The 23,484-nt window shown below is 46.1% G+C and carries 24 protein-coding genes; 9 read left to right on the forward strand and 15 right to left on the reverse strand.

Annotated elements, in window-relative coordinates; translation table 11 throughout:
• Nucleotides 1–132: 132 nt before the first annotated feature.
• Nucleotides 133–765, reverse strand: a complete 633-nt coding sequence (locus tag QMZ64_RS04920) for a response regulator transcription factor (RefSeq protein WP_265625371.1) — start codon at nucleotides 763–765, stop codon at nucleotides 133–135.
• A 171-nt stretch (nucleotides 766–936) separates the two neighbouring features.
• Here QMZ64_RS04920 and QMZ64_RS23270 point away from each other — a divergent pair, with 171 nt between their 5' ends.
• Nucleotides 937–1,053 (forward strand): lariocidin family lasso peptide, encoded by a 117-nt coding sequence (locus tag QMZ64_RS23270; protein ID WP_423734433.1) that lies wholly within the window; start codon nucleotides 937–939, stop codon nucleotides 1,051–1,053.
• Between the two features lie 101 nt (nucleotides 1,054–1,154).
• Here QMZ64_RS23270 and qoxD read toward each other — a convergent pair whose 3' ends face one another.
• The 5 genes from qoxD to galE form a co-directional block, all read right to left on the reverse strand.
• Nucleotides 1,155–1,520 (reverse strand): cytochrome aa3 quinol oxidase subunit IV, encoded by a 366-nt coding sequence (gene qoxD, locus QMZ64_RS04925; protein WP_059230872.1) that lies wholly within the window; start codon nucleotides 1,518–1,520, stop codon nucleotides 1,155–1,157.
• On the reverse strand, nucleotides 1,520–2,134 hold the full coding sequence (gene qoxC, locus QMZ64_RS04930; RefSeq protein WP_059230874.1) for a cytochrome aa3 quinol oxidase subunit III: 615 nt from the start codon (nucleotides 2,132–2,134) through the stop codon (nucleotides 1,520–1,522). The genes qoxD and qoxC overlap by 1 nt, the downstream gene beginning before the upstream one ends.
• A gap of 14 nt (nucleotides 2,135–2,148) precedes the next feature.
• On the reverse strand, nucleotides 2,149–4,098 hold the full coding sequence (qoxB, locus tag QMZ64_RS04935) for a cytochrome aa3 quinol oxidase subunit I (RefSeq protein ID WP_020453362.1): 1,950 nt from the start codon (nucleotides 4,096–4,098) through the stop codon (nucleotides 2,149–2,151).
• Nucleotides 4,099–4,115: 17 nt separating this feature from the next.
• The gene (qoxA, locus tag QMZ64_RS04940) at nucleotides 4,116–5,084 is read right to left on the reverse strand and encodes a cytochrome aa3 quinol oxidase subunit II (protein ID WP_020453363.1); all 969 of its coding nucleotides are present in this window, start codon (nucleotides 5,082–5,084) and stop codon (nucleotides 4,116–4,118) included.
• Nucleotides 5,085–5,539: 455 nt separating this feature from the next.
• Complete coding sequence (galE, locus tag QMZ64_RS04945) at nucleotides 5,540–6,529, reverse strand: UDP-glucose 4-epimerase GalE (RefSeq protein ID WP_243941619.1); 990 nt, start codon at nucleotides 6,527–6,529, stop codon at nucleotides 5,540–5,542.
• Between the two features lie 798 nt (nucleotides 6,530–7,327).
• Between galE and QMZ64_RS04950 the strand changes: the two genes are divergently transcribed.
• The 4 genes from QMZ64_RS04950 (at nucleotide 7,328) to QMZ64_RS04965 (ending at nucleotide 10,602) form a co-directional block, all read left to right on the forward strand.
• Nucleotides 7,328–7,477 (forward strand): anti-repressor SinI family protein, encoded by a 150-nt coding sequence (locus tag QMZ64_RS04950; RefSeq protein ID WP_265625370.1) that lies wholly within the window; start codon nucleotides 7,328–7,330, stop codon nucleotides 7,475–7,477.
• A 537-nt stretch (nucleotides 7,478–8,014) separates the two neighbouring features.
• Nucleotides 8,015–8,578 (forward strand): flavodoxin family protein, encoded by a 564-nt coding sequence (locus tag QMZ64_RS04955; RefSeq protein ID WP_265625369.1) that lies wholly within the window; start codon nucleotides 8,015–8,017, stop codon nucleotides 8,576–8,578.
• Between the two features lie 174 nt (nucleotides 8,579–8,752).
• A complete protein-coding gene (locus tag QMZ64_RS04960; RefSeq protein WP_020453366.1) occupies nucleotides 8,753–9,067 on the forward strand; it encodes a DUF485 domain-containing protein in 315 nt (104 codons plus the stop codon).
• Complete coding sequence (locus QMZ64_RS04965) at nucleotides 9,064–10,602, forward strand: solute symporter family protein (protein WP_265625368.1); 1,539 nt, start codon at nucleotides 9,064–9,066, stop codon at nucleotides 10,600–10,602. Before QMZ64_RS04960 ends, QMZ64_RS04965 begins: the two co-directional genes overlap by 4 nt.
• A gap of 52 nt (nucleotides 10,603–10,654) precedes the next feature.
• On the opposite strand, the gene xylB is transcribed toward QMZ64_RS04965, so the two are convergent.
• Both xylB and xylA read right to left on the reverse strand, forming a co-directional pair.
• Nucleotides 10,655–12,157, reverse strand: coding sequence for a xylulokinase (gene xylB / locus QMZ64_RS04970; protein WP_265625367.1), 1,503 nt, complete (start codon nucleotides 12,155–12,157; stop codon nucleotides 10,655–10,657).
• Nucleotides 12,157–13,503, reverse strand: coding sequence for a xylose isomerase (xylA, locus tag QMZ64_RS04975; RefSeq protein ID WP_301441202.1), 1,347 nt, complete (start codon nucleotides 13,501–13,503; stop codon nucleotides 12,157–12,159). Before xylA ends, xylB begins: the two co-directional genes overlap by 1 nt.
• Before the next feature lie 195 nt (nucleotides 13,504–13,698).
• Here xylA and QMZ64_RS04980 point away from each other — a divergent pair, with 195 nt between their 5' ends.
• Nucleotides 13,699–14,862, forward strand: a complete 1,164-nt coding sequence (locus QMZ64_RS04980; protein WP_265625366.1) for an ROK family transcriptional regulator — start codon at nucleotides 13,699–13,701, stop codon at nucleotides 14,860–14,862.
• A 298-nt stretch (nucleotides 14,863–15,160) separates the two neighbouring features.
• Here QMZ64_RS04980 and thiE read toward each other — a convergent pair whose 3' ends face one another.
• The 5 genes from thiE to QMZ64_RS05005 form a co-directional block, all read right to left on the reverse strand.
• The gene (gene thiE / locus QMZ64_RS04985; protein WP_243941610.1) at nucleotides 15,161–15,835 is read right to left on the reverse strand and encodes a thiamine phosphate synthase; all 675 of its coding nucleotides are present in this window, start codon (nucleotides 15,833–15,835) and stop codon (nucleotides 15,161–15,163) included.
• 1 nt (nucleotide 15,836) lies between these two features.
• On the reverse strand, nucleotides 15,837–16,646 hold the full coding sequence (gene thiM / locus QMZ64_RS04990; protein WP_265625365.1) for a hydroxyethylthiazole kinase: 810 nt from the start codon (nucleotides 16,644–16,646) through the stop codon (nucleotides 15,837–15,839).
• Nucleotides 16,643–17,560 carry a cidABC operon transcriptional activator CidR gene (cidR, locus tag QMZ64_RS04995; protein WP_243941606.1) on the reverse strand — a complete coding sequence of 306 codons (918 nt, stop codon included), beginning with the start codon at nucleotides 17,558–17,560 and terminating at the stop codon, nucleotides 16,643–16,645. Before cidR ends, thiM begins: the two co-directional genes overlap by 4 nt.
• A 131-nt stretch (nucleotides 17,561–17,691) precedes the next feature.
• Nucleotides 17,692–17,961 (reverse strand): YwqI/YxiC family protein, encoded by a 270-nt coding sequence (locus tag QMZ64_RS05000; RefSeq protein ID WP_065644440.1) that lies wholly within the window; start codon nucleotides 17,959–17,961, stop codon nucleotides 17,692–17,694.
• The gene (locus tag QMZ64_RS05005) at nucleotides 17,958–18,386 is read right to left on the reverse strand and encodes a YwqH-like family protein (protein WP_020453375.1); all 429 of its coding nucleotides are present in this window, start codon (nucleotides 18,384–18,386) and stop codon (nucleotides 17,958–17,960) included. The genes QMZ64_RS05000 and QMZ64_RS05005 overlap by 4 nt, the downstream gene beginning before the upstream one ends.
• Nucleotides 18,387–18,845: 459 nt before the next feature.
• Between QMZ64_RS05005 and QMZ64_RS05010 the strand changes: the two genes are divergently transcribed.
• Together QMZ64_RS05010 and QMZ64_RS05015 are read left to right on the forward strand one after the other, a co-directional pair.
• A complete protein-coding gene (locus tag QMZ64_RS05010) occupies nucleotides 18,846–19,232 on the forward strand; it encodes a CidA/LrgA family holin-like protein (RefSeq protein WP_020453376.1) in 387 nt (128 codons plus the stop codon).
• Nucleotides 19,214–19,900: a CidB/LrgB family autolysis modulator gene (locus QMZ64_RS05015; protein WP_023856983.1), complete on the forward strand. Its 687-nt coding sequence runs from the start codon at nucleotides 19,214–19,216 to the stop codon at nucleotides 19,898–19,900. Before QMZ64_RS05010 ends, QMZ64_RS05015 begins: the two co-directional genes overlap by 19 nt.
• A 297-nt stretch (nucleotides 19,901–20,197) precedes the next feature.
• Here QMZ64_RS05015 and putP read toward each other — a convergent pair whose 3' ends face one another.
• A complete protein-coding gene (putP, locus tag QMZ64_RS05020; protein WP_265625364.1) occupies nucleotides 20,198–21,664 on the reverse strand; it encodes a sodium/proline symporter PutP in 1,467 nt (488 codons plus the stop codon).
• Between the two features lie 98 nt (nucleotides 21,665–21,762).
• Complete coding sequence (locus tag QMZ64_RS05025) at nucleotides 21,763–22,953, reverse strand: class I SAM-dependent rRNA methyltransferase (protein WP_265625363.1); 1,191 nt, start codon at nucleotides 22,951–22,953, stop codon at nucleotides 21,763–21,765.
• 142 nt (nucleotides 22,954–23,095) lie between these two features.
• Between QMZ64_RS05025 and QMZ64_RS05030 the strand changes: the two genes are divergently transcribed.
• A complete protein-coding gene (locus QMZ64_RS05030; RefSeq protein WP_265625362.1) occupies nucleotides 23,096–23,476 on the forward strand; it encodes a VOC family protein in 381 nt (126 codons plus the stop codon).
• Nucleotides 23,477–23,484 lie beyond the last annotated feature (8 nt).

Raw genomic sequence — 23,484 nt, forward strand, 5'->3', positions numbered from 1 at the left:
GGGGAGTTTTCTTAATACAACGCTGAAAGCTTTTTGGAACCCTAGGCCTAGCCTAGGGTTTTCTTTTTCACAAAAAAGAAAAAGAGAGCCTATCGACTCTCTTTTGCAGGGAAAAACGAATAAATACCTTGTTTAAGCTTTCTGCTTGATCAAATTAAGCATCGTTCCTTTTTTTACTGCGCAGTAGCGCGATGTTACTTTAAGCTTTTTATAGATTTTGCTCAAGTGATACTCTACGTTGCGCGTCGACATTTGTAAGTCTGCTGCGATCTCTTTATTTGTTTTACCGCTGGCTACCTTCTGCAAAATATCCAGTTCTGTGTCTGTTAAATGCTCGTCCACCGCAAGATCGGAGTCGAGCCTCAGTTTTTGCAGCAAGCCGTCGGGAAATAACACAGCCCCTTTTAAACACAATAAAATACTCGAAGCAATCATGCTGTCTGTATACGATTTATCGATAAACCCTTTGACTCCGGCTTCGATCAGCTTATTAAAATATGAGTGAATTTCATCTCCCGAAAACATAATGATAATTTTGGATTGTGGTGCGATTTCAAGCGTTTTAAGAGACAGTTCCAGCCCGTTCATCCTCGGCATTTTTAAATCATAAAGAAAAACGTCTATATTTACCTCTTGATTTTTTAAGAGGTCGAGAGCTTCATTTCCTTCGTGGCAAACGATGACATCCATATTATATTTTTTTAATATTTCCTTCATTCCGGATGTCAAAACTCTGTAGTCGTCTACTAACAACACGCGAATCATCAGTAACACTCTCCTTAAGTCAGTTTCCTCCGAACAAATACCGCAATAAAAACCCCCTGAATAGAATTGAAGGATGATGTCGGGTTTTCGTGCCTTTTTGTGGTTTTTACCACTTTATTCTATGATAGCATGAATATGTAATAAACTGGAAGTAATAAGGAGGTGACACAGATGCGCAAATTGGAAACTGCCCAAGTTAAAAACTATGGTACATTCCTGACTGTTACTCTTTCTAAAAAGAGCAAGCCGGGCGACGGCAAATTCGGCCGCGGCGTAAAACGCGGTTAAGAGTGTATGAGAAAGAGAGAGCCCGAGGCTCTCTCTTTTTCCGTTCACAGCAATCAAAAAAGAGTGCGGATCGTTGAAATCCGCACTCTTCTACCAATCAATTAATGTCCGCTGTGCTCAGAATGTTTTGCACCTGGAGAACCGCCCTCAGGGTTGTCTCCGTGATAGTTGTGAGCAGCGAAGATCCAGACGGAACCGGCAATAATCGCAACCGCAATAAATGCGGCAAACAGCGTATTCCCGACTTGGATTTTGCCGCTGTCACTTTCAGTCATATGCATAAACATTAAGAGCTGAAGTCCAGCTTGGATGATCGCAAAACCGAAAATAATCCACAGCTTTGCAGCCATGCTTAAATCCGTATAAATCACCCACAAGGCCAATAAGGTCAGCACAATGGACAACACGAACCCGACAACATGCTTCCAAGGAAAGTGGCTGTGTTCAGCCGATTGTTTTGCTGCCATTATACATTCACCAACCCTATCAAATAGACACCGGTAAAGATGAAGATCCATACCACGTCTAAGAAGTGCCAATACAAACTTGAGATAAACAGCTTAGCAGACGTTTGCGGGGTTAGGCCGCGCTTTTTCGTCTGAAGCAAAATGCCGATAATCCAGAAGATACCGATCGATACGTGCAGTCCGTGCGTTCCCAATAGAACAAAGAAAGATGACCAGTAAGCACTTGTCGATAAAGTGGCACCTTCGTGTACATAATGATTGAACTCATAAAGCTCATAGCTGACAAACCCAGCACCGAGCAACAGGGTAATGATCATCCAGATCATCACGCCTTTCAAACTGCCGCGGCGCATTTCATGCACTGCGATGCCGCATGTGAAACTGCTCGTTAACAGCAGGAACGTCATGATTAAAACGAGCTTTGCGTCGAACAGTTCTGCTGGCAGTACGCTCCCCGCTGTTCTGTTATGAAGAACAGCATAGGTCGCAAATAACGTAGAGAATAAAGCAATCTCCGCTCCAAGAAAAATCCAAAAGCCAAGGATATTCAACCTTCCGATTTCAGAACGGTATTCCATAGGAGCGTTAGAATTGCTGTGTTCTGCATGTTCCATCAATCCCGCCTCCTTTACTTGGCATTCTTTCGTTCAGTCTCTTTTATTTCCTCAACACTTACATAGTAGCCGTCGTCATATTCAAATGAACGAAGAATCATACAGAGGAATACACCGATCAGACCGACGATTCCCATCCAGAACCATTCAAAGACAAGCCCGAATCCAGCAAATCCGAAGCATAATGACATGAGAAACGGACGGCCTGAATTGCTCGGCATATGAATCTTTTTAAACTTGCTTTCAGGATGAATCTCAACATTGTCTTCCTTCATTTGCGCAAATGCGTCAGGTGATGTGACCTCAGGCAGAACCGCAAAGTTATAGTGCGGCGGGATCGCAGAAGATGTAGCCCATTCAAGCGTACGACCCATTCCCCAAGCATCTCCTGATTCTTCGCGTTTTGAATGACGGAAGCTGTAGAAAATGTTGTAGCAGAGAACGATGAATCCTGCGGCCATCAGCAATGCGCCGAATGTCGCAATCATGTTCAATGCAGTCCAGCCGTCTTCTGCTCCGTATGTGTAAATACGGCGAGGCATTCCTTGCAATCCAAGGAAATACATCGGGAAGAAACAGATGTTAAAGCCCGTCATGAACAGCCAGAAGAACCATTTTCCGATGCGTTCGTTCAGTTTGTGACCGAACATTTTCGGATACCAGAAGATCAATCCGGCGAAACATGCAAACACAGTACCCGCGATCAGCACATAGTGGAAGTGCGATACGAGGAAGTATGTGTTGTGATATTGATAATCCGCAGCTGCCATCGCAAGCATAACGCCCGTAACACCGCCGATGACGAAGTTCGGAATAAATGCAAGCGACCACAGCATCGGCGTTGTGATTTTGATTCTGCCTCGATGCAGCGTCAACAGCCAGTTAAAGATTTTAACCCCGGTCGGCACCGATATCGCCATCGTCGTAATCGAGAAGAACGAGTTGACCGCCGCGCTGTTGCCCATTGTGAAAAAGTGGTGCAGCCAAACGACGAAGCTGAGAACCGAAATGGCAACAATTGAATAAACCATTGCTTTGTAGCCGAACAGCTGCTTTCTTGCGAATGTCGCAATGATTTCTGAAAAAATACCGAAAGCAGGCAAAATCACGATGTAAACCTCAGGATGTCCCCAAATCCAGAACAAGTTCGCCCACAGCATCGGCATACCGCCGTTCGCCAAGGTGAAAAAGGCTGTTCCGAACAAGCGGTCAAATGTCATCAGCGCCAAAGCCACTGTCAAGACAGGGAAGGCGAAAATGATAATCACACAAGTGATCAGCGTTGTCCAAGTGAACATCGGCATCCGCCATAGGGTCATGCCTTTTGTACGCATTTTCAGGATGGTAACCATAAAGTTAATCCCGGTGAGAAGCGTACCGATACCCGCGATCTGAAGTCCGAGCAAGTAATAGTTCTGCCCAGGCCCAGGACTCAGCTCATTGCCTGCAAGCGGCATGTAAGCCGTCCATCCTGCACTCGGCGATCCGCCGATGACGAATGAAATATTAAACAGCATCGCTCCGACCATGAAGGTCCAGAAGCTCAAGTTGTTCAAATACGGGAATGCAACATCGCGCGCACCGATTTGGAGCGGTACGACGACGTTCATTAATCCAATAAGAAACGGCATCGCCATGAAAATGATCATGATCGTACCGTGTGTCGTAAACACTTCATTATAGTGGTTGGAATCTAAAAAGCTGTTATTAGGAAGCGTGAGCTGGGCACGCATCATTAACCCGTCGACACCGCCGCGGAAAAACATAATGACTGCGGCAATGAGGTACATGATTCCTAAACGTTTATGATCGACGGTGGTAATCCATTCTCTCCAAAGCCATTTCCATTTTTTGAAGTATGTCAGCACAAATACGATTGCAATGGATGTAAGCAAAATGGAAATCTGTGCTCCAAGAATTAATGGGTCACCTGTAATTATGAATTCGTCCCATTTCAAATTCATGCAAGCTTCCTCCTTTCCTAGTGAGAATCTTGGTCTTCAGATTGTTTTTGATCTTTGTTTGTCTTTACGTTTTCAAACGGATCTGATTTTGAGTGCGGAGACAATGGTTTATAGCCCAATCTTTCGCGCGCTTTAATGGCGTATTCCGCATCATTTCCGTGGTTAACGTACTTCAGGTGTGTCGATGAGAACGTCATTTCGTCCGCATGCTGAGGAAGCATCAGTTCATCGTACTGGCTTTTCGTCAGCTTAGGAGCTTCTTTCTGCGTTTTCTTCACCCAGTCGTTAAACTTGCTTTCAGATACCGCTTTGACATCAAACTGTTGTTCTGCAAAACCTTCACCTGTGAAGTTTGCATTTCGGCCTTTATAAGTACCCTCATGGTCTGCCTGCAAATATTGCTCCATTTCCATTCCGGACATGGCATATTTTTGCCCGCCAAGCTGCGGAATCCACAGTGATGCCATAGAGTCGGCAGATGAGATTTTAAACAAGATCGGTCTGTCTGTCGGGATATTCAAATAGTTGACCGTTTCGATATCCTGTTCTGGGTAGCTGAATACCCATTTCCAATCGACAGATGTTGCATATACGACCAAAGGTTCCTTGTCCTTTGATGCTTTTGGAGCCTCTTCTAGAGAATAAATTGTTTGAACTGTCGGCACTGACAGCGCAATAACAATTAAAATCGGAACCACTGTCCAGACGATTTCTAAAAATGTATTGCCTTCTACTTCCGGGCTGTAAGGAGACTTTCTGTCTTTACGCTCACGGTATTTCACAATCATCACAGTGAAAAGGACAAATACGACCGCTACGATAAACAGCATAAATCCAATCGATAATAGAATAAGATCTCTTTGCTGCGAAGCAACTGGTCCTTTAGGATCCAATACCGCGATTTGACTGCAGCCGCCCAATAAAAAAACGGAGGAAAGCAGAGTCAGCATAATCAGTGGTTTAAATGCTCTGAACAAGAGGATCACCATCCTTCCTTAAATGATGTCTAAAATTTGGTCAGAATATCTAAGATAAAAGGATTCTGAAAAACTTTTTTCTTCTACCTTGCTATGCTATCAAAATCTTCACCAATTAGCCTTATTTTTTTCGATTGTTCACCTTTTTTTCACCCGAATGTCACAAAATCGTCAAAATTTGTTCATGATATTATGAATAACGAAGGAAATAGACTGGTAATTTTTTAGTTCTTTTTACACACATAGCAAGAGCTGACAAATCCCTCCGGAACAAAAAATCTGTCAAATTTAGGTTTACCACAATAAAAAACTTTGGTCAATCATTAATTTAACATTGTTAAATTTTTTCATAGTGAATCATTATCTTCCCCCATTCCTTTTTCCTGTTGACAACACGCTTAAAAAGAGCTTCCTTCTGTAACTGAAAGCTCTTTTTCATCCTATTTAATAAGCGTCATCGCATTCTAGCTTTGATAGCCGTTCGGATGTGCTTTAAACCACTTCCACGCGCTGTCAATGATCGTTTCCAGCTCGGCGTATTTCGGCTGCCATCCCAGTTCTTTCACTGCTTTTTCCGAAGAGGCGATCAGCTGTGCCGGGTCTCCTGCACGCCGCTCTGCAACCTCTGCCGGTATCGTGCAGCCTGTCACTTTCCGGGCTGTTTCAACGACTTCTTTGACCGAGAAGCCCGTGCCATTTCCGAGATTGTATACGGTGCTTTCTCCGCCCTTTCGAAGCCTTTCGACAGCGAGGATATGCGCGTCGACCAGGTCCATCACATGGATGTAGTCTCTGATGCACGTGCCATCCGGAGTCGGATAGTCGTCGCCGAAAATCATAATCTTGTCCCGTTTGCCAAGCGCGACTTGAAGGATGATCGGGATCAGGTGCGTTTCAGGCTGGTGATCCTCGCCGACCAATCCGTCTACATGCGCCCCGGCAACATTAAAGTAGCGAAGGACGACATGACGGATTCCGTATGCTTTTTCAGACCACTTCAGCATTTTTTCAATGGCAAGCTTCGTTTCCCCGTACGGGTTTGTCGGATCCGTCGGATCTGTTTCCATAATCGGCACACGATCCGGTTCTCCGTATGTTGCAGCCGTTGATGAGAAGACAATTTGCTTCACATCGAACTCTTTCATGACCTTTAACAGGCAAACGGCTCCGTAAACATTGTTGTCATAATATTTGAGAGGATCTGTTACGCTTTCTCCAACCAATGAATCGGCCGCGAAATGCATGACAGCCTCAATCTCGTTTTCCTGAAACACTTTTCTCAGGAATGCTTCATCACGCAGATCTCCATTATAGAAAGAAGCTCCCTTTAAAGCCGCCTCTTCATGTCCAGTTTGCAGGTTATCAATAATCACGACTTCTTCATTGCGGCTTAACAGTTCCGCTACAGCATGGCTTCCAATATAGCCCGCCCCTCCGCATACTAATATTGCCAATTGATATCTCTCCTTTCAGCGGCGTTACTCTTCTATTTAAATCTATAAAACGCCTGTGAATTTCTTTTTCAATCCTAAGATGATATATTTGCTTTTTCATTTTACCACCTTCAGCATTTTCCAGCTTGTATTTTCATCATTTCTTCAAATAAAAACTTGGGGTAAAACAAAATGAGAGAACCCCGTTCCATTAAATACCTTACAAGGAATAGTTCGGGTTTTTATCCATATCAATGGTTTCACCCTGGTGAATTAAAGCGATTTTGAGGCAAAAGCTATACTTTTTTCACTGCATTTGAAACCAATGTTCTTTTTTTCCACTTAATGCTGGTCGATAATAGTATTTTCGTATTACCCTTCTTTAACCCATACAGCAACTAAGCCGAAAGGACCTTCCCTACCCACCATGTCTTTATTCTAAATCATTCCTTGAAACCATTGATTTTCCAATATTTCTACACAATAATCTCTCAAAAAACCCTTTCTTATTTTTAGAATATTCAAAGGATATTCGGTTGCAATTGAGAAATTCTTAATAGGGAAAAATGATCATTTTTATTTGAATACTATCCAGTCAGTAATTGATTGTTTATTATTATAAGTAAGAATCTAAGATTTTTTGGTTTTTTTAGTCAGTTATTTAGGGAATAGGTAGGTTTATCAATGATGACTTTGTGAATTTTTTATGAAATTTGTCATTGTTTTCACATGGCTGTTGTTTTATAACTTTTATTGCATCTCAAGGAAAAACCGTTTTTTCTTTGAGGTGAACAACGTCTTATCATATTGGAGGAAGCTATGAATACTCAAACGAAACACAAGTTGGACAAAGATTGGGTGATTTTGATGAAGGAGGCGAAAAAACTTGGGCTGCAAATTGAAGATGTGAAAGAATTTCTTCGCAGTCAGCCCATCCAAAGCGATGCTGAAAAACCGATAAAGCAATAAGCGTTTAGAAGCATCAGTTATCCAAAAAAACAGGCGGTTCTGTTGAATCTTGATCTATCAAGATGATCCAACCGGCTGTTTTAACGAGTGTTTTAATTGATAATGACGTATTTGAGCAGCAGGCCTGCTGCCTGTGTATAGATTCTGTCTGCTCCATAGAAACGCGCTTTTTAAGGAGCAGCCTTACCTTTGCCCTGTACATAGGTCGTTTCATTTTTCCAGCTTCACTCTCTTAAGGGGTACCAGACCGGATTGATTAAGGCGTTTTAGAGGCATTGCTGACCAACGCTGACGCCAGCAGTACCATACACATTCTTCTGCATCGGTTTCGATTGCCTTTCTCCCGAAGGAGGGCGGAGCTTTTCGTCTTGATCCTTCTGATAACATTCTCAGGCTTCCTTTCCATCCTCTCTTTTCTGTTAAGTTCGCCTCTATAATCGATTTTCCCGATGGTAAATATCTAAAATATCAATTTTACTGATAATTGTTGTTATCTTAAACTGAATTCATAACCGATTCCAAAGGAGGATGAAGAATATGGGGATAGCAGCAATCTGCGGAAGCTCCCGCGAAAACGGAAATACGGAAAAACTGATGAATCGATTAGTGGACGGACTTGATGCCGATAAGATATTTCTGCGAAACTATCACATTCAGCCGGTATCGGACTACAGGCACAGCAATACAACCCCTTTTTACCCTGATGATGACTACAGAGACCTGATCAGCCGGGTGCTTGAGAAGGATATCCTGGTTTTTGCCACTCCGATCTATTGGTACGGCATGTCAGGTCTGATGAAAAATTTTATTGACCGCTGGTCACAGACATTGATAGAGCACGGAAGATCTGCATTTAAACAGCAAATGGCGAAAAAAACGGTCTACGTCGCAGCTGTCGGAGACGATGATCCCCGCTTGAAAGGGCTGCCGCTTATCCAACAGTTTCACTACATATTTGATTTTATGAACATGACATTCGACGGCTATTTGCTCGGCAAAGGGAACAAGCCCGGCGGCGTGATGACAGACCGGGAAGCGATTGCGTCTGCAAATGAACTGAGAAGGAAGCTGACAGAGGCGGAAACGGGGCGGAAGGCATGACAAATGAGAAGGTGAACAAACGGTTTCTTTTATGGAAAAAACATTTATTCGAGATGATCAGGTCTTTCATCTTATATAAATAAACGCTGTGTGAAAATTGAAGAATAAATCCGGAGCTTGTTACATACCTTTGTTGTATCTTTTCAGACAAACACAAGGAGGGGCAAAGAACAAATGAGAGAAGGCAAAATAGATTACAGCAAAGCTGCGGCATCTCCGGAGTTCCAGCGGTTGTTATCACGGAAACGGGCTTTTATTGTACCGATGACGATTTTCTTTCTGCTCTTTTATTTCCTGCTGCCGGTTATGACATCATACTTCACATTTTTGAATCAGCCGGCAGTCGGAGCCATCACATGGGCATGGGTTTTCGCGATCGCTCAGTTTGTTATGACATGGACGCTGTGCATTGTGTATACAAAAAAAGCCGGTCAATTCGATCAAATTGCAAACGATTTCAAAAAGAAGATTGGAGGCGTTGATTCATGAGTGCCACAGCCTTTATTCTGTTTCTTGCCATTGTTGCTCTCACGCTTGTCATTACGTATTTCGCGGCCAAACAGACAAAGACGGCCAATGAGTTTTACACGGCGGGAGGAGGGCTTACCGGCATTCAAAACGGACTGGCTATCGCGGGAGATTACATGTCAGCGGCTTCTTTCCTCGGCATTGCCGGGATGATTGCTTTGAACGGGTTTGACGGCTTTTTCTACAGCATCGGCTTCCTCGTCGCTTATTTAGTCGTGCTTTACATTGTGGCAGAGCCGCTCCGAAACCTCGGCAAATTTACAATGGCGGACATGATTGCCTCCCGTTTTAAACAAAAGAAAATTCGCGGTGTCGCCGCATTAAACACGATCACGATCTCCACCTTTTATATGATTGCACAGTTAGTCGGCGCCGGCGCGCTGATCAAGCTTCTGCTCGGCATCGATTATACGCTGGCCGTGTGCATTGTCGGGGTTTTGATGACCATCTATGTCGTATTCGGTGGAATGATCGCAACCAGCTGGGTCCAGATCATCAAGGCCGTTCTCTTGATGGCGGGGACGCTCATTATTTCAATCATCGTTTTTTCAAAATTCGGCTTCAGTCTGACGAACATGTTTGAACAAATGAAAACAGCTACTCCGCTTGGGGCGGATTTTTTGAACCCCGGCAATAAGTATAAAGTTCCTCTTGAAACACTTTCACTCAATTTGGCACTCGTCCTCGGAACAGCCGGCCTGCCTCACATTCTCATCCGGTTTTATACAGTAAAAGATGCCAAAACGGCAAGGAAGTCGGTAATCTCGGCTACATGGATTATCGGTATATTTTATATTATGACGGTCTTTCTCGGTTTTGGTGCTGCCGCGTTTGTCGGTTTTGAAAACATTTTAGCTGCCGATAAAGCGGGGAACATGGCTGCACCGCTGCTTGCTCAGGCGCTCGGCGGAGATTTTCTGTTCGCCTTCGTCTCAGCCATCGCATTCGCAACGATTTTGGCGGTGGTCACAGGACTTGTTCTGTCGGCGGCATCCGCCTTTGCGCATGATATATACAGCCAGATTATCAGAAAAGGCGCGGCTACGGAAAAAGAGCAAATGATTGCTGCAAGGTGGGCTTCCATCGGCGTATCCATCCTTTCGATTCTGCTTGCTGTCTTCGCCCAATCGCTGAATGTCGCGTTTCTTGTCTCGCTTGCATTTGCCGTGGCGGCAAGCGCCAATCTGCCGCTCATTATCTTCACCGTCTTCTGGAAAAGATTTAATGCGGCCGGCGCTTTGGCCGGCAGTCTGACCGGTCTTTTAAGCGCGCTGATTCTCGTCTCCATCAGCCCGAGCGTCTGGGACCCGGCCGGCAACGCCATTTTTGTCGGAGAACCGCTGATCCCGCTTTCCAACCCGGGAATCATCTCCATTCCGCTCGGCTTTTTAGGCGCTTATCTCGGGACGATTCTGTCTTCAAAAACCCCTGATCAAGAAGCATTTGCAGAAATTCAGGTCAAAGCGCATACTGGCATTCACATGGATCAATCTTAAACTGGATGCACACCCGAAAAAAACTTATGAGCCGGCCGGCCCATAAGTTTTTTTATTCCCGAAAGCTCGCCAGCCGCTCGTTCAGCGTTTTCGTATGCCGGTAGACATCCCTGTAAATTTGAAACAGAGCTTTGTATTGTCTGCTGTATTCACGGCGGGGCGAAAAGGTTTCTTTGATGAGAACGAATCGGTCTGCACAAGCTTCAAGCGATGGAAACCAGCCGCACCCGACGGCCGCGATCATGGCTGCTCCGTATGCCGGCCCCTGTTCGCTTGTCAGTCTGATGATGTCGGCGTTGAAGATATCCGCCTGGATTTGCAGCCATTGGTCGCTTTTGGCGCCTCCGCCGATTGAAATCACGCGGCTGATGTCCTTTCCCGCGGCACGGAATTGTTCAATGCTCTCGTGAAGGGAGAATGTGATGCCTTCAATGACGGCTCTGACGAAGTCCGCCCGTGTATGTGCGCTGTCCATCCCGATGAAGCTGGCGCGAATATTTGCGTCGGCATGAGGGGTTCTCTCCCCTGACAAGTAAGGGGTAAACAGCAGCCCCCGGGCACCGGGACGGGAATGGTCAATATCGCTGATTAATTCGTCAAATGACGTTTGCCCGGCAAATACATCTTTAAACCAGCTGAAGCTCCGTCCTGCAGAAAGCGTCACTCCCATTGAATAAAATGCTTTGGGGGCGGCGTGGTTCAGAAAATGAATATTGCCGGCAAACTCTTGATCTCGGTTTGATTCATATGTGAGAACAACCCCTGAGGTGCCTATGCTGCAAAGGGCGGTTCCTTCTCTTAAAATACCGGCGCCGACCGCGCCGCATGCATTATCAGCGCCGCCGGCAAACACCTTGACTTCAGGAGCCAGACCGGTTTCGGCCGCGAATTCCGGACTGACGCCGCCGACACAGGCGCCCGGCTCAATCAGATCTGGACATAAGGACTCCGGGATACCGAGCTTGCTGCAGAATTCTCCGCTCCATGTCTGATGTTTCACATCGAGCAGGAGTGTTCCGGCCGCATCTGAATATTCGCTGTGTAGACGCCCTGTCATCGTGTACCTGACGTAGTCTTTCGGCAGCAAAAAAACGGCCGCCTTTTCAAACAGCTTTTTTTCATGTTCTTTCACCCATAAAAGCTTCGGAAGGGTAAAGCCTTCGAGCGCCGGGTTTTTCGCGATCTCGAGCAGGCGTTCCTTTCCGATTTTGTCGTTAATCAGCCGGCATTGTTCGGTTGTCCGTGTATCGTTCCACAGGATCGCGTTTCGCAAAACCTCTCCTTTGCCGTTTAAAAGTACCAATCCATGCATCTGTCCGGAGAAGCTGATCCCTTTAATCTGAGATGCTTTTCCCGGGAAATGCATAACTAATTCCTTAATCGCTTCCTTCGTTTTGTCCGCCCATTCTGCGGGATCCTGTTCAGAATAACCGGAATGGGGCTGAATGATCGAAAATGGTTTGGAGACCTCCCCGCACAGCTCTCCCCGCTGATTGACAAGGATGATTTTAACCGCGCTGGTGCCGAGGTCGATCCCAATCACGTATTCCTCCACTAGCGTGTCTCCTTTTCTGCCGGCGCTTCGCGCAAAGCGTTCAATAAGTAACGGTTAACGGTCGCTTTCAGTCGTTCCTGGCGGCCTGACTGATTTTCAATTTGGTCGTGTTCAAGAGCGTATGCGGCGAGCTTTTTCAGATCGGTGCAGCCTTCTTTGATCTCAAGCCCGATGCCTTTCGTATAGCTTTCATAACGTTCTTCAATGACCTGGTCGAGCGCTTTGTCTTCAAGCAGACGGGAGGCGACTTTCAAGCCGACTGCATACGTATCCATTCCTGCGATATGAGCGTGAAATAAGTCTTCATCCGCAAAAGACGGGCGCCTTACTTTAGCATCGAAGTTGATGCCGCCGGTTTTAAACCCGCCTGCTTTTAAAATTTCATACATCGCCAGAACCGCAGAATACAAATCGGTCGGGAACTCATCGGTATCCCAGCCCAGGAGCAAATCGCCCTGATTGGCGTCGATTGAACCCAGCACATCGTGCAAGGCAGCCACCCTTAGTTCATGCTCAAATGTATGCCCGGCCAAGGTCGCATGGTTCGCCTCAAGATTGAGTTTAAAATGGTCTTTTAAACCGTAAGTTTCTAAAAAAGCGATCGTTGTGGCCACATCAAAATCGTATTGGTGCTTCGTCGGCTCCTTCGGCTTCGGCTCGATCAAAAATTGGCCGTCAAAACCGATTTCGCGCGCATACTCAACCGCCATTCTGTAAAATGAAGCCAAGTTTTCGAGTTCAAGCTTCATATCTGTATTCAGCAATGTTTCATAACCTTCTCTTCCGCCCCAGAACACATAGTTTTCCGCTCCAAGCTCCTTGGCGATGTCCAGCCCTTTTTTCACTTTTGCGGCTGCATAGGCATAGACGTCTGCATTGCAAGAAGTTGCGGCTCCGTGGACATACCTCGGATGCGTAAACATATTGGCTGTATTCCAAAGCAGCTGAACACGGCTAGTCTCCATCATTTCTTTAAGAAAAGACGACATTTGATCCAAATACGCAAAGGTCTCACGCAACGTTGCTCCTTCATCAACGATATCAACGTCATGAAAGCAGAAATAGGGCACGCCGAGCTTTTCAAAAAATTCAAAAGCCGCTTCCGCCCGGGCTTTTGCTTTATCCAAAGGATGTGTCATCCGGTTCCAGGCCCGGAACATCGTCCCGTCGCCGAAAGGGTCTTTCCCGTCCGCATCAAAGGTATGCCAATACGCAACAGCGAAGCGAAGATGTTCCTTCATCGTTTTGCCGCCGACGTATTCATCAGGGTTGTAATATTTAAATGCGTAAGGATTTTCCGAATCGGCTCCTTCATACTCAATCATTCCGACATTTTTAAAAAACATTCCGATCTCCCCCTTCACTTTTCCTTGCAAAGCAAACGTTGAAAAACAAGTTTGTTTAACCATTAAACTAACTTCCTTGTATTTATTTTACAAGATGAATCAACCGCTTTCAATGGAAATGAAGGAAAAAATTAAGTTTTCTAAATTTGTTATACTATAATAAATTCACAGCTTCAAACAATGGAGTGATTGACATTGAATACAGCGGATCAAGCCCTTGTAAAAAAAATGAACAAAGCTCTGATTCTTGAGCAGATTATTGAGAACGCACCCATTTCAAGAGCAAAACTTTCGGAAATAACGGGGTTAAATAAAGCGACTGTTTCCTCCCAGGTATCTTCCCTGCTTCAAAAGGACATCATTTATGAAACCGGCCCCGGCGAGTCAAGCGGCGGCAGGAGGCCCGTTATGCTGAAATTCAATCGAAAAGCCGGCTATGCGGTCGGTGTAGATATCGGAACCAATTATCTGATTGTTGTGTTAACCGATCTTGAAGGGCATTTGATTGAACAATTCGAACGGACGCTGGATGAAGAAGACATTCAGGCGACAGAAGAGGCATTAATCGAATTGACAGGGCTAGCCGTTGACAAAATACCGCCTTCCCCATACGGATTGACCGGAATCGGCGTGTGCGTACCCGGCTTGGTGGACAACGAACGGCAGGTGGTGTTTACGCCAAATAAGCCGATCCATTTGATTCCGTTAAAAGAAAAACTGGAAGAAAGGTTCGGCGTTCCCATTTTAATTGAAAACGAAGCAAACGCCGGCGCCGTGGGCGAGAAGAAATACGGAGAAGCCGGACAGCTGGAGCATGCCGTGTTTGTCAGCATTAATACCGGGATTGGTTTAGGGATTTTAATGAATGGAAAACTGTTTAGAGGTGTGCAAGGTTTTTCCGGAGAAGCCGGGCACATGTCCATTCACTTTGACGGCCCATTATGCCGGTGCGGGAATAGAGGCTGCTGGGAGCTTTACGCTTCGGAAAAAGCCGTCTTCTCTCACTATGGAGCGAATTCCGAAGTCCCGCTTTACGAAACCGTTAAAGAACTTGCAGACCGCAGTGATCCGGGTATGATGGAGACGTTTGAAAGATTCGGTTTTCATATCGGCATCGGACTTCTCAACATCTTGAAGACGTTGAATCCCGATACGATTATTTTGCGGAATACCATTGTGGAATCCTATCCGATCATCGTAGATGCGATTAAAAAAACGATTTCCTCAAGAAGTGCAGCAGAAGCCTTGTCTAATTATCATTTGAAAATCTCCTCGCTTGGCCGCACTGCCTCATCGCTTGGCATGTCCTCCCTTGTGATCGGGCATTTTCTGGAACGGTTTATGAACGATAGATTTTAATTTTTATATTAAAAAGCGCATATTCCATTTAGGAATGTGTGCTTTGCAGATTGTTGATAAAATCCCAAAACGGTTTTTTGTTTTGGGATTTTATCATCCTTTCAGCGTGATTGAAAACTCTTGCAGTCTAGGAAGGCCGAGCATCGGAGCGGACTTTCACAGGATGTGATGACGGCGGTGTTCAGGCAGGACGCCTGGGCGGTTAGCCGTCGATCTTTCTCCTATTCACGAGCACCGACGCGCAGGCCTGACAACGAATGCGAGGGTTTCTCGACACGCTGAAAAGCGCATATTCCATTTAGGAATGCGCGCTTTGTTTAGCAGCTTGCACTTTCTTGCCGAACGCCTCGGCGGCCGCCTTTGGATCGGCAGCCTTGCTGATGGCGCTGATGACACTGATGCCGTCGGCGCCGGCCTCGATGACGGGGACGCAGTTTTCGGCCGTGATTCCGCCGATTCCGACCACAGGCATGCCAATCCCCTGCCTGCGGAGCTCTTGAATGAGCGAGACGCCCTGCACAGCTTTTGTATCCTGCTTTGTTTCAGTCGGGTAAACCGGTCCTGCACCGATATAATCCGCCCCATCCTTTTCCGCCTTTACGACTTCTTCAAGTGTATGCGCGGACACGCCGAGGATTTTGTCCCCGATTCTCGCTCTGACGTCGGCGGCCTTATCATCATCCTGTCCGATATGCACACCATCGGCGTCAAGCGCAAGCGCGAGTTCTACATCATCGTTGATGATAAACGGAACATTGAACTGTTTGCAAAGAGCCTGCACCTGTCGAGCAAACGCCTTTTGATCTCCTGCTTTTAACGCGCCCTCGCCTTTTTCGCGGAATTGAAAAAGGGTCGCACCGCCTTTTAAAGCTTGTTCAATGACAGTTAAAGGATCGCCCGCAGTATTGTTTGAACCCATAATAAAATAGACTGACAACAGATCTTTCATCGTTTCTTTTGAGACTCGCGTCATCTTATTCCACCTCTCTGATCCTGCCGCGTTCTTTTATATCCATCGCTTCAACAGCGGCAAGCTGATTCAAAAACTCGATTTGAAAGCTTCCGGGCCCCCGGTTTTCCGTTTTCTCCGCGGCCAACTCGGCCGCCGTTCCATAAAAAGCGGCTGCAGATACAGCGGCATGGCAAACGTCTTTTTCAACTGCGCAAAACGCACCGATGACAGAGGTAAACAGGCAGCCTGTCCCCGTCACTTTCGTTAGCAGTTGATGTCCGTTGCCCACGGTATACGTTTTTGTTCCATCCGTTATGACGTCTTCAGCTCCGGTTATGATAACGGCTGTATCCCATAATTTCGCGGATTTTTTGGCGAGCTCTGTTCTGTCGCCGCTCCCTTCACCTGCATCCACGCCTTTGATCAGCCAGTCCTCTCCAAGCGTGTTGGCAATTTCCGCGGCATTGCCTCTGACGGCGGAAACCTTCACTTCGCGCATAATCGCCTGAGCCGATTCTGTTCGAAACGGCGTCGCCCCGGCACCGACTGGGTCATAAATAACCGGCACTCCGTGTTCATTGGCGGATTTTCCTGCAATGATCATCGATTCAACAGATTCACGGCAAAGCGTGCCGATGTTCAACACAAGGGCTCCGGCGATCTTTGCCATGTCGGCGGCCTCTTCCCTCGCATACGCCATCACCGGCGATGCGCCGAGAGCCAGCAAACCGTTTGCCGTAAAGTTGGTGACGACATTGTTTGTCATATTGTGTACGAGCGGTTTTTGCTTTCTGACTTTCTCAATTCCTCTTGCGGCATCTTCCAGATTCATTCGGCTGCATCCCTTTCTGTTTTTGAATTATCGCTCCATATATACGATTTTGTATGATCAATCCACGCCCTCGCCGCAAACGACAGGTAGCGGTCTTTTCTCCATATGACGGCGACATGCCAAGGAATGGCCGGCCTCACCAGCGGAATGATTCTCACTCTTTCCGGGTCAAGATCCCGGCAGATTCTTTCGGGCAAAAGCCCGATTCCAAGGTTAGCGGAAACCATTTCGCTGATGAAATCCCATTGCGAGGTTTCATAAATGACATTCGGCTGAAATCCCGCCTTCAAGCAAGCCGTAATGATCCGTTCGTGAAGAACAAAGTCTTCCCGGAAAAAGATAAACGGTTCTTCACTTAACTGCCGAAGCTCGATCTCATCCGCATCGGCAAAACGATGAGACGGGTGGACGATCAGCATCAAGTCTTCTTTTACGATTGTAAAGGAGTGAAAAATCTCCTCTTTTGCAGGCAGGACGACAACGCCGATATCAAGCGACCCGTCTTCCACTCCTTCCTGCACTTTCACAGATCCGTGCTCAACAAGCTGAAAGGTGACGTTCGGATATTTGTCTCTGAAATCCCCTATCACTTTCGGAAAAAAGCCGGAGCCGATCATCGGCGGCAAACCGATCCGCACGTGCCCTTTTTTAACGTCCATCAAGTCGTTCAGCTCTGAAGTTAAATTTTGAAACGACTTGGTGATTTCCTGGGCCTGCACATACATGCTTTGCCCCGCATCAGTCAGCTCGATCTGCCGCCCCCGCCGGTAAAACAGCTCGATCCCGAGCTCTTCTTCAAGATTTTTAATCATTTTGGAAATTGTCGGCTGGGATATGTATAATGACTGAGCGGCTTTTGTGAAGCTTTTCAGACGGGCTACCTCCAAGAAATAGGTTAAGTGGCGTATGTCCATTTGTTTGACACCCTTTCAGAGTTCCTGCTTGTATTCATATTCTAAACCAATTTCATTGTTTTCTGCACCCCCGCGGAGCACCCTTCTACATCAACATAAAAAAAACGCCGCCGGCATACAGCCGGCAGCGCCTATCTTCGGGCAATCGCCTCATCCTGTTCCTTCAGCGTGTCCACATTCGAGCGGGTGTCCTCAATGTTTTTACGAACAGCCTCTTTATACTGTTTGACCATATTGCAAATTTCGGCTTCCCGTTCAAGCCACTTTTTCGTAAAATCAAGGTTGTTCCGCCCGAGCGCTCCGGCTGACGGGCTTTTTAAAGACACGGCTTGAAGCGTGCTGCTTACTTGTTCCAGCTGCTTCATAACCGCTGCATGGTTAAGTTTAATCGTTTTGCTCATTTCAACCATCCTTTTAAACCGTTGATTGTGCTGTGCAGAGCGTCGACGGCCTCCTCTCCTTTTTCCATCAGAAAGTCCGCCCGGTCGGCTGACCAGCTTGCAGCTTGAACAGCCCCTTTTTCAGAATCTAAAGCAAATATCTTTAAATCAATTTTATGAATATACCGATCATACTCATCGGTGAAAATTCTGTACATTGCCGTGTGCGCTTCATCACGTGCTTCGTCAAAATCGGCTGCCCTGCTTCCGGTCCACGACTCATCAAGGTTCGGCCGCAAAATCTGCCTGATTTCTTCGATTCCGAGGTTTTGTTCCCGCTCTACATCGCGCTTTGCCCGCTCCAGCCTTGCAATTTGTTCTTCCAGTTCTGCCGCCTTATGGGAGAGGACACCGTGTATTTTTTGCAACGTGTCTGAGTAGTCCATTATTGTCACCTCTGAAATTGCAGTATGATTCGCATTGATTGTGGTTTTTCATAGATTCACATCTTTGACTAGACTTGCTCTCATTTCCAATATTTATAGTTTAAGTCGAAAATCACGGATGTTGAATAGGCTGTAAATACTGTTTTTAGGGATATATACACAGGACGCCGTCTTCCTCACACCGCATTTCAAGGGACATATAACCCGTCTTTTTGAATCATTTGTACACCGCTTTCATCGCGGACAAGTCTAAAGACACGGGCATACGGCAGTTTAATGGTCATAAAAAATCGCCAAATGATTCCGGACGACAATTTCTAATTTTAGTCAGGAAACTGTTTCTTTTGACCTGATTTGCGTTTTCAACTATAGACAAAATGAATAATATCTATTCTGTATATGTATTTTACCTATACTTAAAACTCATGTACACTCTTGTTTAGAAAGGGGGATAATGACATGAAAACATTCATTAAAGGATTAGGTCAGGTCGCTCTTTTGTTTTTATTCGCGCGTTTCATGAATCTGATTGCCGAGGTTCTTCATATAAACATTCCCGGCAGCATTCTCGGGATTATCGTCATTTTTGCGCTTCTTCATTTCAAAATCATTAAGCTGGAATGGATTGAAATCGGCGCCTTGTGGCTTCTCGCGGAGCTGCTTTTGTTCTTTGTCCCTTCAGCCGTCGGGATTATGAACTACGGAGATATTCTGGCTGAATTCGGCACAAGCATTATACTCGTTGTCCTCATCAGTACATTCGTCGTCATGGTGTCGACCGGAATGCTGACTCAATTGATTGCCAAAAGAAAGGAAAGGAAAAAAACATGCTCATCGGATGCTTAAGCCTGATCGCAACAGTGTTAATTTACCTGGGCGCAAAAGCGGTCTATTCACGCCATCCAAAGGTATATGCGTCACCTTTATTGGTCACGCCGGTGATCCTTGTCGGCCTGCTGCTTTTCATCAACGTGCCCTTTGAAGCATACAATGCGGGCGGACGCTTGTTGACAGACATGCTCCAGCCGGCAACCGTGGCTTTTGCGATTCCGCTGTACAAATACTTTCCAGTCTTGAAAAAATACGCGGTTGAGATCATTATCAACGTGACTGTAGGCTGCTGTATCGCGATCCTGTCAACAGCGTTTATCGCAAAACTTTTCAAGCTGAATGAAGACCTGATTGAGAGCCTCGTTCCCAGATCGGTCACAACGCCAATTGCAATGAGCGTTTCTGAAATGATCGGCGGAATGCCCGCGGTGACCGCTGTTTTTGTTATATTGACCGCCCTGTCCGGATCAGTGATCGGACCGATGGTCATTCGCTACTTCCGGATTGATAATGAAATCGCAAGGGGCGTGCTGCTTGGCACAAGCGCCCACGGCGCAGGTACGTCAAAAGCATTTGAGCTCAGCTCCGTGTCCGGAACGATTTCAAGCGTATCGATGATCCTGGCTGCGATCATCACGCTTTGCGCAGCGCCGTTTCTCATTTCCCTTATTGCAGTATCATAGCCGAAAAATAAAAAAACCAAATTGGGGAAGTTTTTTCCGCCAATTTGGTTTTTTTCATTTAGACATCAAGCAGCACATCAGCAATAATATAAAAGAAATACACCTGATAGCCTTGTCATGCGGCAGTTTGGGGAAAATTCAAACCGAAAAGTGTGAAATTTCCCCGATCCATCCGCCGTCATTTCCGAGAAAAATTCATCGCCTTTTTCTTTGGAAAATGCCCACAGGAATCCTGCGAAAGCCCCTGTGAGAAAAGCGGCCGTCAACAGTACGTTGACAAAGACCATGACCATATTTTCACCCTTTCAGCTGTTCAACCGCCGTCTCAAATTCCTTTTCAATCTCTACGGACGGCTTCTTTGTCATCAGGCTGACGGCGATGATCACGACTGTACAAACAATAAATCCGGGAATGATTTCATAAACCGGGTCAAAAGCTTTCACTTGCTCCCACACAATAACGGTCAGCGCCCCGGACAGCATCCCTGAAAGCGCGCCCCACTTCGTCATTCGTTTCCAATACAGGCTCAGCAGAACGACAGGGCCAAATGCCGCCCCGAAGCCTGCCCATGCATAGCCGACAAGATTCAATATCGTTTCATTCGGATGAAGCGCCATCATAAGTGCGATCAGTGAAATCGCGAGGACAGACAGCCTTCCGACAAGAACAAGTTCTTTGTCAGAAGCCCCTTTCCGGACAAACGCTTTATAAAAATCCTCTGTCAGCGCGCTTGAGGTTACAAGAAGCTGTGAAGAAATCGTGCTCATGACAGCTGCTAAAATGGAGGCCAGCAAAAACCCCGTAATCATCGATGGGAACAAAAGGTCGGCCAGCTTAATGAATATCGTCTCGGCATTCTTTAACGAAAGATGATTCGCGCTGAAATAGGCAATGCCGACGAGCCCTGTCAGCATCGCTCCGCAAATCGAAAAGATCATCCAGCCCATGCCGATTCTTCTGGCACTCTTCAACTCTTTCACGCTTGAAATCGCCATAAACCTGACAATAATATGAGGCTGTCCAAAATAGCCGAGCCCCCATGCCAGTAAAGAGATGATACCGATTGCGGTTGTTCCTTGAAACGGGCGGAGGAGGTCCGGGTTGACCGCGCTCACTTCCGAAAACGCCGGCGCAATTCCCCCCAACTGGACAAAAACAACGATCGGCATTAAGATGAGCGCGATAAACATGATCGTCCCTTGAACAAAATCGGTCCAGCTGACAGCCAGAAATCCCCCGAAAAGCGTATAAAGAATGACAACCCCGGCCGTCAGCCAGATGCCGATCCGATAATCAAGGTGGAATGCGGTTCTGAACAGCTCTCCGCCCGCCACCATTCCGGATGATGTATAAAAAGTGAAAAACACTAAAATAACAAAAGCCGACGTCACCCGTAACAGCCTTGAACCGTCTTTAAAACGGTTTTCGAAATAATCCGGTATGGTAATACTGTTGCCGGCCGTTTCCGTATACGTTCTCAGCCTCGGCGCAACATACACCCAATTCAAATAAGCGCCGATTGTCAGACCGACAACGATCCAGCCGCTGCTCAATCCGTTCAGAAACATCGCACCCGGCAGCCCCATTAATAGCCAGCCGCTCATATCGGAAGCACCTGCGCTTAACGCGGTGACGGCGGGGCCCAGATTTCTTCCGCCAAGCATGTAGTCGGTCAAATTTGAAGTTCTTCGATATGCAAAATATCCAATAAAAAGCATTCCTGCCATATAAATACCTATCGATATTAAAATTCCGTAATCCATAACTTCCCCCTGCCTGAGTGATTTGCGTAATATCAATATACATGAATAATTGATCGACAGGTATTGTTTTTATCGCAAAATTTTTCCCCGTCCTTACATTAACGGCGGCGGATCCGCAAAAAGACAACTTTTAAATAATCGCCTTCAGGATAGCTTTTCACTGTATTAAAATCTTCGGGAAGCGAATGCTCCTCAAGCACTGTAAAGCGCGTCCCCGTTTCTTTGCATGCCGCCTCGATAAAGCCTTTGAATTTTTTCATCCCAAAAGCGCTGCTGTTCGTCGAAGCGACGATCACACCTTGATCTTCAGTGATCCGAATCGCGTCTTTCAACAGATTTTTATAATCCTTTGCCGCGCTGAAAGTATGCTTTTTCGTTCTCGCAAATGAAGGCGGATCAAGGATGACGAGGTCAAAGGCGAGTTCTTTTTTGGCCGCGTATTGAAAATATTTAAAAACGTCCATAACTTTAATATCATGAGCTTCATAATCCAGCCCGTTCACGCTGAATTGTTCGATCGTCCTGCTTAAACTACGGTTTGCAACGTCAACGCTCGTCGTTTTTTCAGCACCGCCAAGTGCCGCCGCCACAGAAAATGCACCTGTATATGAGAAGGTGTTAAGCACGGTTTTTCCTTCCGCATACCGGTCCCTAACCGCCTTGCGGACATGGCGCTGATCGAGAAAAACGCCTGTCATCGCTCCGTCATTGAGGTAAACGGAAAAATGAATGCCGTTCTCTTTCACAATGATCGGAAATTCCCCTCTCTCTCCTCTGACAAAATCGTCATCTTCTACATACTGCCCGGCCGTATTAAACCGTTTTTTCTCATATACGGCTTTATAGTCCGTCAATTCATCGAGGGCTTCCATAATCGTCTCCTTAAACGTATAAATCCCTTTGCTGTACCATTGGAACAAATAGTAGCCGTCATAATAATCAATCGTAAAGCCGCCGATTCCGTCGCCTTCCCCGTTAAACAAACGAAAAGCGGTCGTATCCGGGTCTTGAAAAAGCGATTTTCTGGCCTGAAAGGCGTTCGCCAGCCTGCTTAAAAAGAATGTCTGATCAATCGATTCCTCTTTGTTTCGTGTCAGTATCCAGCCGATCCCTTTGTTTTGCTCGCCATAATAGCCCTTTCCCAAAAACCTGCCGTTTTCATCGGCAATCCTGATCAGCGAACCTTCTTTTATGCCGTTTTCTTGTGAAGAAACAGCTTCTTTTTCAATTAAGGGATAGCCCTTTTTCATTTTTACAGCGAATGGATGTTTTATTTTTAATGTATGCATTTGATTTCAGTCCTTATTTTAAAGTCTTCTCTATCCTACCATAACGCCTTATCAATATTCTTATTCATCATGTAATCGATATAATTGACAGATGATTCCGATCTTTCTAAAATGATGGAGAAACAAAAGGAGGAATGGCGAAATGTCGCTAATCGACCACGTAGGGCTGATGGTGAAAGACATTGATGCTTCGATCGCATTCTACCAGGATGTGATCGGAATGACGCTGAAAGGCAGAATGACCCATACAAACGGCGTCATGAAGCTCGCTTTTTTAGGTTTTGAGAACAGAGACGAGACAGAGCTTGAATTGATCGAGGGATATAACGACAGCCTTCCTCAGGAAGGAAAAGTACATCATTTTGCCGTCTCAACCGATGATATCGAGGCTGAATTCGCCCGCGTTAAAGGCGCCGGCATCAAGCTGATGGAAGACGAGATCACCGTATTGCCGAACGGCTTCCGCTATTTTTTTCTTTTTGGGCCGGAAGGAGAAATGGTCGAGTTTTTTCAAAGAACATAACCGGACGC

The organism is Bacillus sp. LB7, assembly GCF_030449715.1.
GTDB classification, from domain to species: Bacteria; Bacillota; Bacilli; order Bacillales; family Bacillaceae; genus Bacillus; species Bacillus paralicheniformis.

What these genes read in the sequence shown, in the direction of transcription:
- QMZ64_RS04920 (WP_265625371.1), bottom strand. Translation starts at nt 765, where the DNA reads ATGATTCGCGTGTTGTTAGTAGACGACTACAGAGTTTTGACATCCGGA.
- QMZ64_RS23270 (WP_423734433.1), top strand. Translation starts at nt 937, where the DNA reads ATGCGCAAATTGGAAACTGCCCAAGTTAAAAACTATGGTACATTCCTG.
- qoxD (WP_059230872.1), bottom strand. Translation starts at nt 1,520, where the DNA reads ATGGCAGCAAAACAATCGGCTGAACACAGCCACTTTCCTTGGAAGCAT.
- qoxC (WP_059230874.1), bottom strand. Translation starts at nt 2,134, where the DNA reads ATGGAACATGCAGAACACAGCAATTCTAACGCTCCTATGGAATACCGT.
- qoxB (WP_020453362.1), bottom strand. Translation starts at nt 4,098, where the DNA reads ATGAATTTGAAATGGGACGAATTCATAATTACAGGTGACCCATTAATT.
- QMZ64_RS04950 (WP_265625370.1), top strand. Translation starts at nt 7,328, where the DNA reads ATGAATACTCAAACGAAACACAAGTTGGACAAAGATTGGGTGATTTTG.
- QMZ64_RS04955 (WP_265625369.1), top strand. Translation starts at nt 8,015, where the DNA reads ATGGGGATAGCAGCAATCTGCGGAAGCTCCCGCGAAAACGGAAATACG.
- QMZ64_RS04960 (WP_020453366.1), top strand. Translation starts at nt 8,753, where the DNA reads ATGAGAGAAGGCAAAATAGATTACAGCAAAGCTGCGGCATCTCCGGAG.
- QMZ64_RS04965 (WP_265625368.1), top strand. Translation starts at nt 9,064, where the DNA reads ATGAGTGCCACAGCCTTTATTCTGTTTCTTGCCATTGTTGCTCTCACG.
- xylA (WP_301441202.1), bottom strand. Translation starts at nt 13,503, where the DNA reads ATGTTTTTTAAAAATGTCGGAATGATTGAGTATGAAGGAGCCGATTCG.
- thiE (WP_243941610.1), bottom strand. Translation starts at nt 15,835, where the DNA reads ATGACGCGAGTCTCAAAAGAAACGATGAAAGATCTGTTGTCAGTCTAT.
- thiM (WP_265625365.1), bottom strand. Translation starts at nt 16,646, where the DNA reads ATGAATCTGGAAGATGCCGCAAGAGGAATTGAGAAAGTCAGAAAGCAA.
- cidR (WP_243941606.1), bottom strand. Translation starts at nt 17,560, where the DNA reads ATGGACATACGCCACTTAACCTATTTCTTGGAGGTAGCCCGTCTGAAA.
- QMZ64_RS05000 (WP_065644440.1), bottom strand. Translation starts at nt 17,961, where the DNA reads ATGAGCAAAACGATTAAACTTAACCATGCAGCGGTTATGAAGCAGCTG.
- QMZ64_RS05005 (WP_020453375.1), bottom strand. Translation starts at nt 18,386, where the DNA reads ATGGACTACTCAGACACGTTGCAAAAAATACACGGTGTCCTCTCCCAT.
- QMZ64_RS05010 (WP_020453376.1), top strand. Translation starts at nt 18,846, where the DNA reads ATGAAAACATTCATTAAAGGATTAGGTCAGGTCGCTCTTTTGTTTTTA.
- QMZ64_RS05015 (WP_023856983.1), top strand. Translation starts at nt 19,214, where the DNA reads ATGCTCATCGGATGCTTAAGCCTGATCGCAACAGTGTTAATTTACCTG.
- putP (WP_265625364.1), bottom strand. Translation starts at nt 21,664, where the DNA reads ATGGATTACGGAATTTTAATATCGATAGGTATTTATATGGCAGGAATG.
- QMZ64_RS05025 (WP_265625363.1), bottom strand. Translation starts at nt 22,953, where the DNA reads ATGCATACATTAAAAATAAAACATCCATTCGCTGTAAAAATGAAAAAG.
- QMZ64_RS05030 (WP_265625362.1), top strand. Translation starts at nt 23,096, where the DNA reads ATGTCGCTAATCGACCACGTAGGGCTGATGGTGAAAGACATTGATGCT.